Origin of the sequence: Hymenobacter sp. IS2118 (genome assembly GCF_000715495.1) — a bacterium.
Taxonomy (GTDB): domain Bacteria; phylum Bacteroidota; class Bacteroidia; order Cytophagales; family Hymenobacteraceae; genus Hymenobacter.
In genome coordinates, this window is record NZ_JNLX01000191.1 from 113,209 (window position 1) to 119,208 (window position 6,000).

General features: G+C 55.1%; 7 protein-coding genes. 2 read left to right on the forward strand and 5 right to left on the reverse strand.

Annotation, left to right across the window (positions count from 1 at the left end):
- Window positions 1–175 precede the first annotated feature (175 nt).
- Complete coding sequence (locus GM79_RS25165) at window positions 176–739, forward strand: hypothetical protein (RefSeq protein ID WP_152560132.1); 564 nt, start codon at window positions 176–178, stop codon at window positions 737–739.
- Between the two features lie 71 nt (window positions 740–810).
- Here the strand turns inward: GM79_RS25165 and rpsJ are convergent, their stop codons facing one another.
- From rpsJ to GM79_RS21470, 5 genes are all read right to left on the reverse strand, one after another.
- Window positions 811–1,116, reverse strand: coding sequence for a 30S ribosomal protein S10 (gene rpsJ / locus GM79_RS21450; protein WP_035567915.1), 306 nt, complete (start codon window positions 1,114–1,116; stop codon window positions 811–813).
- A 39-nt stretch (window positions 1,117–1,155) separates the two neighbouring features.
- Entirely contained in the window at window positions 1,156–3,294 is a 2,139-nt protein-coding gene (fusA, locus tag GM79_RS21455) for an elongation factor G (protein WP_035567917.1), read from the reverse strand.
- 108 nt (window positions 3,295–3,402) lie between these two features.
- Window positions 3,403–3,870 (reverse strand): 30S ribosomal protein S7, encoded by a 468-nt coding sequence (gene rpsG, locus GM79_RS21460; protein ID WP_035567919.1) that lies wholly within the window; start codon window positions 3,868–3,870, stop codon window positions 3,403–3,405.
- Between the two features lie 98 nt (window positions 3,871–3,968).
- Window positions 3,969–4,391, reverse strand: a complete 423-nt coding sequence (gene rpsL, locus GM79_RS21465; protein WP_035567920.1) for a 30S ribosomal protein S12 — start codon at window positions 4,389–4,391, stop codon at window positions 3,969–3,971.
- A gap of 102 nt (window positions 4,392–4,493) precedes the next feature.
- Window positions 4,494–4,841, reverse strand: a complete 348-nt coding sequence (locus tag GM79_RS21470) for a hypothetical protein (RefSeq protein ID WP_035567922.1) — start codon at window positions 4,839–4,841, stop codon at window positions 4,494–4,496.
- A 42-nt stretch (window positions 4,842–4,883) separates the two neighbouring features.
- Here GM79_RS21470 and GM79_RS21475 point away from each other — a divergent pair, with 42 nt between their 5' ends.
- The gene (locus GM79_RS21475) at window positions 4,884–5,987 is read left to right on the forward strand and encodes an ISAs1 family transposase (protein ID WP_035559885.1); all 1,104 of its coding nucleotides are present in this window, start codon (window positions 4,884–4,886) and stop codon (window positions 5,985–5,987) included.
- The last annotated feature ends 13 nt before the right edge of the window (window positions 5,988–6,000 follow it).

A 6,000-nucleotide genomic window follows, 5' to 3' on the forward strand; every position in this document is an offset into this window, starting at 1 on the left:
AGGCGAGCCAATGCTCAGTAATACATAAAAACCCAGCGGCGATGAAAGTACTAACGATGACGAACCCGCAGAACAACAGGGCGGCGCAGTGTGGAAGGGCAAGAGTTAAGGTGAATTGTATTCAAACGGAAGTGGTGACACCTAGTGCATCAGCTATTGAACGCTACCTTCCGATATGCTAACTGATTTTATCGACAAATATCAAACAGCCAAAATTGTCCTGCTTCAAACGACTTACATGCACTTGGCAGTAGGTGATGGAGTGTTCAAAATTGCCTTTAAGGATAAAGCAGAGTATTTTCTGAAACGCGGAAAGAGTGGTCCACTGTCATACTACACAAATCATCCCCTACTGTTAAACCATAACGAACCTCGAACAACATTATACATCAACTCTAAACCGCCTGACCCACAGAGCTTACTGGAGGACATAGTGACAGGTATAAACGCTATCTACCAAGATTGGCGTGATTGGCGCACAACCCTTTTCGGAAATCGCAAGCAAGCTGCTGCCGCTTTAGCCCAGCAAAACCTATTGCATGGCAACGGTATCCTACTTGATTATGCTCCCGCACCAATAGTTCGAGCTGTTATAGCTGCCTGCGAAAAGCATGGTGTAGCAACAAGATATTTTGGCTCATTGGAAGCTATTCCCTCACCTCGCGGAGAATTCAAGGTCTTATTCATTGGGCCATATTATGTAATCGCCCGCGATTTTCGAATTTCTACTGTTTCATAATTCTAAAGAAAAAGCCCCACTGCAACCAAATGCAGTGGGGCTTTTTCTCAATTAAGACTGAAACCGAATCCTCAGACTTTGATTTCTACGTCAACGCCGCTGGGCAATTCCAGCTTCATCAGGGCATCAACGGTCTTCGACGAAGTCGAGAAGATGTCCACGAGGCGCTTGTAGGTGCAAAGCTGGAACTGCTCCCGGCTCTTCTTGTTCACGTGGGGCGAGCGCAACACGGTGAACTTCTCCTTTTGGGTCGGCAAAGGAATCGGGCCGCTTACGATGGCACCGGTTGCCTTCACAGCTTTCACGATTTTCTCGGCCGATTTGTCTACGAGGTTGTGGTCGTAGGACTTCAGCTTAATGCGGATTTTCTGGTTCATTGGGGGTTTTGGTCCGATTGACCAAGTTAGTGACCGGTATTATTTACTTCCTTTTACTTTGGCAATGATGGCTTCGGCCATGTTGGTCGGCACCTGCTCGTAGTGCGAGAACGTGAGCGAAGCCGAAGCCCGACCCGACGAAATCGTACGGAGTGCAGTAACGTAGCCGAACAGCTCGGACAGCGGCACGTCGGCCTTAATCAGCTGGGCACCGCCTTTGGTGTCCATGCCTTTCATCAGACCACGACGACGGTTCAAGTCACCGGTTACGGGACCCGTGTACTCGTCGGGGCACACCACTTCCACGCTCATGATGGGCTCGAGCAATTTCGGGCCAGCCTGGCGGGCAGCTTCGCGGAAACCACCACGGGCGGCGAGTTCGAACGACAGGGCGTCCGAGTCAACGTCGTGGAAGGAACCGTGATAGAGCTTAACTTTCATGCCCTCAATCGGGAAGCCGGCCAACGGACCTTGCTTCATGGCTTCTTCAAAACCCTTCTGGATGGGGGCAATGAATTCGCGGGGGATAACACCGCCCACAATGGCGTTGTCGAACTCGAAGCCGGGCTTTTCCGGGTCGGTCTCTTTCGGACCGAGCTCAAACACGATGTCGCCGAATTTACCACGGCCACCGGTCTGCTTCTTGTAGGTTTCGCGGTGGTCGACTTTCTTGGTGAGAATCTCCTTGTAGGCCACCATTGGGGCACCCTGGTTGATTTCCACTTTGAACTCACGACGCATGCGGTCGATGATGATTTCCAAGTGCAACTCGCCCATGCCGCGCAACACCGTCTGACCAGTCTCAGGGTCGGTGTGTACTTTCAGCGTGGGGTCTTCCTCGATGAGCTTGGCGATGGCCATGCCCATTTTATCAACGTCGGCCTGCGTTTTCGGCTCAATGGCGTAGCCAATTACCGGCTCGGGGAAGCTCATCGACTCGAGGACGATGGGGTGCTTCTCTTCGCTCAGCGTGTCGCCGGTGCGGATGTCTTTGAAACCAACACCTGCCGCAATGTCGCCCGCCTGGATTTTGTCAATCGGGTTCTGCTTGTTGGAGTGCATCTGCATCAGGCGCGAGATACGCTCCTTCTTGCCCGTGCGGTTGTTGAGCACGTACGAGCCAGCGTCGAGCACACCGCTGTAGCAACGGAAGAAGCACAGACGGCCTACGAATGGGTCAGTAGCAATTTTGAACGCCAGGGCAGTGAACGGCTCCGTGTTGTCGGGGTGACGCTCAATTTCGGCCCCGGTATCGGGGTCGGTGCCGATAATGGCGGGCATGTCGAGCGGCGACGGCAGGTAAGCCATAACGGCATCCAGCATCGTCTGCACACCCTTGTTTTTGAAGGCCGAACCGCACAACACGGGCGAGAACTTCATGTCGATTACCGCCTGGCGGATAACGACCATCATTTCCTCTTTCGTGATGGAATCGGGGTTGTCGAAGAATTTCTCCAGCAACGCGTCATCATACTCAGCAACGCTCTCAACGAGCTTCTGACGCCACTCGGCTACCGTCTCAACGAGGTCCTCGGGAACGGGGATTTCGTCGTACGACTTGCCTTCGGTTTTGTCGTCCCACACGATGGCTTTGCCAGTCAGCAAGTCAACTACGCCTTTGAAGGTGTCTTCAGCGCCAATCGGAATCTGGAGGGGAATGGGGTTAGCACCCAGCTTCTCCTTGATTTCGTTTACGGCCTTGAAGAAGTCGGCACCGGCGCGGTCCATCTTGTTCACGAAGCAGATACGGGGCACGCTGTACTTGTCAGCCTGACGCCATACAGTCTCCGACTGCGGCTCAACGCCCGAAACGGCGCAGAACAGTGCCACAGCACCATCGAGCACGCGCAGCGAACGCTCAACTTCTACCGTGAAGTCAACGTGGCCGGGGGTATCAATCAGGTTGATTTTGTACTGCTTGGTATCCGGCGTCGGGTCACCCTTGATGTCGGTAGGGTAGTTCCAGAAGGTAGTGGTAGCAGCCGAAGTAATCGTGATGCCGCGCTCCTGCTCCTGCTCCATCCAGTCCATCGTGGCGGCACCATCGTGCACCTCCCCGATTTTGTGGGTTTTACCGGTATAATACAGAATACGCTCCGACGTCGTGGTCTTACCGGCGTCGATGTGCGCCATAATCCCGATGTTGCGGAGGTAGTAAAGTTCTTTGTTAACGGCCATGATATTGGTTAGGGCTTATAAATTTGGGGTCTCAGGTCTCGGGTCGTTTAACAGAACAGTCCGTCAAATAAATCCAAGTCCCTAAGACCCCAAACCCAAATTTCCAGTTTAGAAACGGAAGTGCGAGAAGGCCTTGTTAGCCTCGGCCATGCGGTGGGTGTCGTCTTTCTTCTTAACGGCAGCACCTTCACCTTTAGCGGCGGCGATGATTTCGCCAGCCAGCTTGTCCTTCATGGTCTTCTCACCACGACGACGGGCGTACTGAATCATCCACTTGGCACCTACCGAAATGCGGCGGTCAGCGCGCACTTCAATCGGAACCTGGAAGGTGGCACCACCTACGCGGCGGCTCTTTACTTCCACGGTGGGCATCACGTTGTTCAACGCTTTGCGCCACATTTCGAGGCCGCTCTCCTTGGTGCGCTGCTCCACGAGGTCGCAGGCATCATAGAAGATGGTGTACGCGAGGTTTTTCTTACCGTCGTACATCATGTAGTTCACAAAGCGGGTTACCAGCGTCTCCTTGTACTTAGGGTCCGGCAGCAAGATGCGCTTTTTTGGTTTTGACTTTCTCATGATTGAATATAGTTGTCAGTTGCTTGCTGTCAGTTGTCAGTTGCTGAGTCGATTACACGACCTGACAACTGACAACTAACAACCAACAACTAAATCATTTATTTCTTCTTCTTAGCGGGTGCGCCTTTCGCTGCTGCGGCAGGCTGACCGGGCTTCGGACGCTTAGCACCGTACTTAGAACGACGCTGGGTCCGGCCGCTTACACCGGCGGTGTCCAGAGCGCCACGGATAATGTGGTAGCGAACACCTGGCAAGTCTTTAACCCGGCCACCACGAATCAGCACGATGCTGTGTTCCTGGAGGTTGTGGCCTTCACCGGGGATGTATGCGTTTACTTCCTTACCGTTGGTAAGGCGCACACGGGCCACTTTGCGCATAGCCGAGTTCGGCTTCTTAGGCGTGGTGGTATACACGCGAGTGCATACGCCCCGACGCTGCGGGCACGAATCAAGGGCGGGCGACTTCGACTTGGTAGTCAAAGCCTCACGGCCTTTCCGTACTAACTGATTGATGGTTGGCATTTAAGGAATGGTTTGTTTGGAGCCGTTTGCCCCTAAAATTTGGCTTGCAAAGGTATGATTATTTCGCCGCAATAGCAAACAGGGTGAGGATGTTAATTTTCACTAAGCCAGCTGCCCTACCCACACTACACCCAGTTGGACAATAATTAACGGTTCGCCCTTGCTGCCTTCAACTGGCCAGTGCGGTTTTCTTGAGGCCCACTTGCCCATTTCCGCGAAATCTTCGGGGGTGTAAACCATAACATATTCTTTAGCTGTCCATCGCAAATCATATATACCAGGCAACGATTGATACTCAGGAGGCAGTGGCAACTCCAACACTTCGCCAAATCGTCCCTCGTAGCGGTTTATCATTTTTTCCACTGCAACCACTACTTCCGACTCGCCGAAATTTGGGTCAAAAATCCAGACCGCCAGATAAAAGTCTGTGTATCGACAGACTAACCGCACTATGTGCGCAAGGGTAAATTTGCGGCTTACCCCCTTGGTTCGATGTCGTTACTCACCCACTTAGCCGACGTGCCGGACTTCCGGCGGCAGAATAAAAACTTTCGCCACAAACTATTAGACATTCTCGTTATCAGCGTGCTAGCTGTGCTGAGCGGGGCCGACGATTTTGAGGAAATCGCCTGGTTTGGCCAGCAGAAAGAACCCGTCTTTCGGCGCTACCTCTCGCTGGACAACGGTATTCCGTCCGACGATACCTTCCGGCGGGTCTTTCAGCACCTGGACGCGGCGGCGTTCAACGCGGCCTTTCTGGCCTGGATGCGGCAGGTGCTGCCCGCCGACCAACTCGGCCAGGTTTGTATCGACGGTAAGACCCTGCGCGGCTCCGGCCCGCAGGCGCTGCACGTGGTGTCGGCCGTGGCCAGCGCCCAGGGCCTGAGCCTGGCCCAGGTGGCCACGGCGGGCAAAGGCCACGAACTGGCGGCCATCCCCGACGTACTGGCCCTACTCGACGTACGCGGCTGCCTCGTCAGCCTCGATGCGCTCAGCTGCCAACCTGCCATCGCGGCCCAGATTTGCCAGCAAGGCGGTGATTACCTGCTGGCCCTCAAGGAGAACCAGGCCACGCTCTTGGCCGAGGCCGAACGCGCCCTGGCTCAGGTGCCCGCTCGGCAGACGCTCGAATCCTGGAGCCTGGCCTCCCACAACACCCCGCTCTGCACCCAGGTCAGCGTCCAAACCGACCTGCGCTGGGTCGATGAAGAAGGCCGTTGGCCGGGGCTGGCCGCCCTGGTCCGGGTCGCGACCACCCGCCACCCGGTCGACGGACCGGCCCAGTCGCAGGCCGTGCGCTACTACCTCAGCAGCCGCGCGAGCCTGACCCCGGCCCAGGCCACGGCCGCCGTGCGCGACCACTGGGCCATTGAAAACAAGCTCCACTGGCACCTGGACGTGACGCTGGGCGAAGACGCCCACCGCTTGCGCCAGGCCCAAGCCGTGGAAAACCTGGCCCTCGTGCGCAAAATGGCGCTTAACCTGCTGCAACAGGACCCCACACGGGTCAGCATCAAGAAAAAACGAAAGCGGCTCGGATGGAACGATGCCTATTTAGAAGAGCTGCTGACCCAGATTTGCCACCAACTTGCATAGTGCGGTTAGTCTG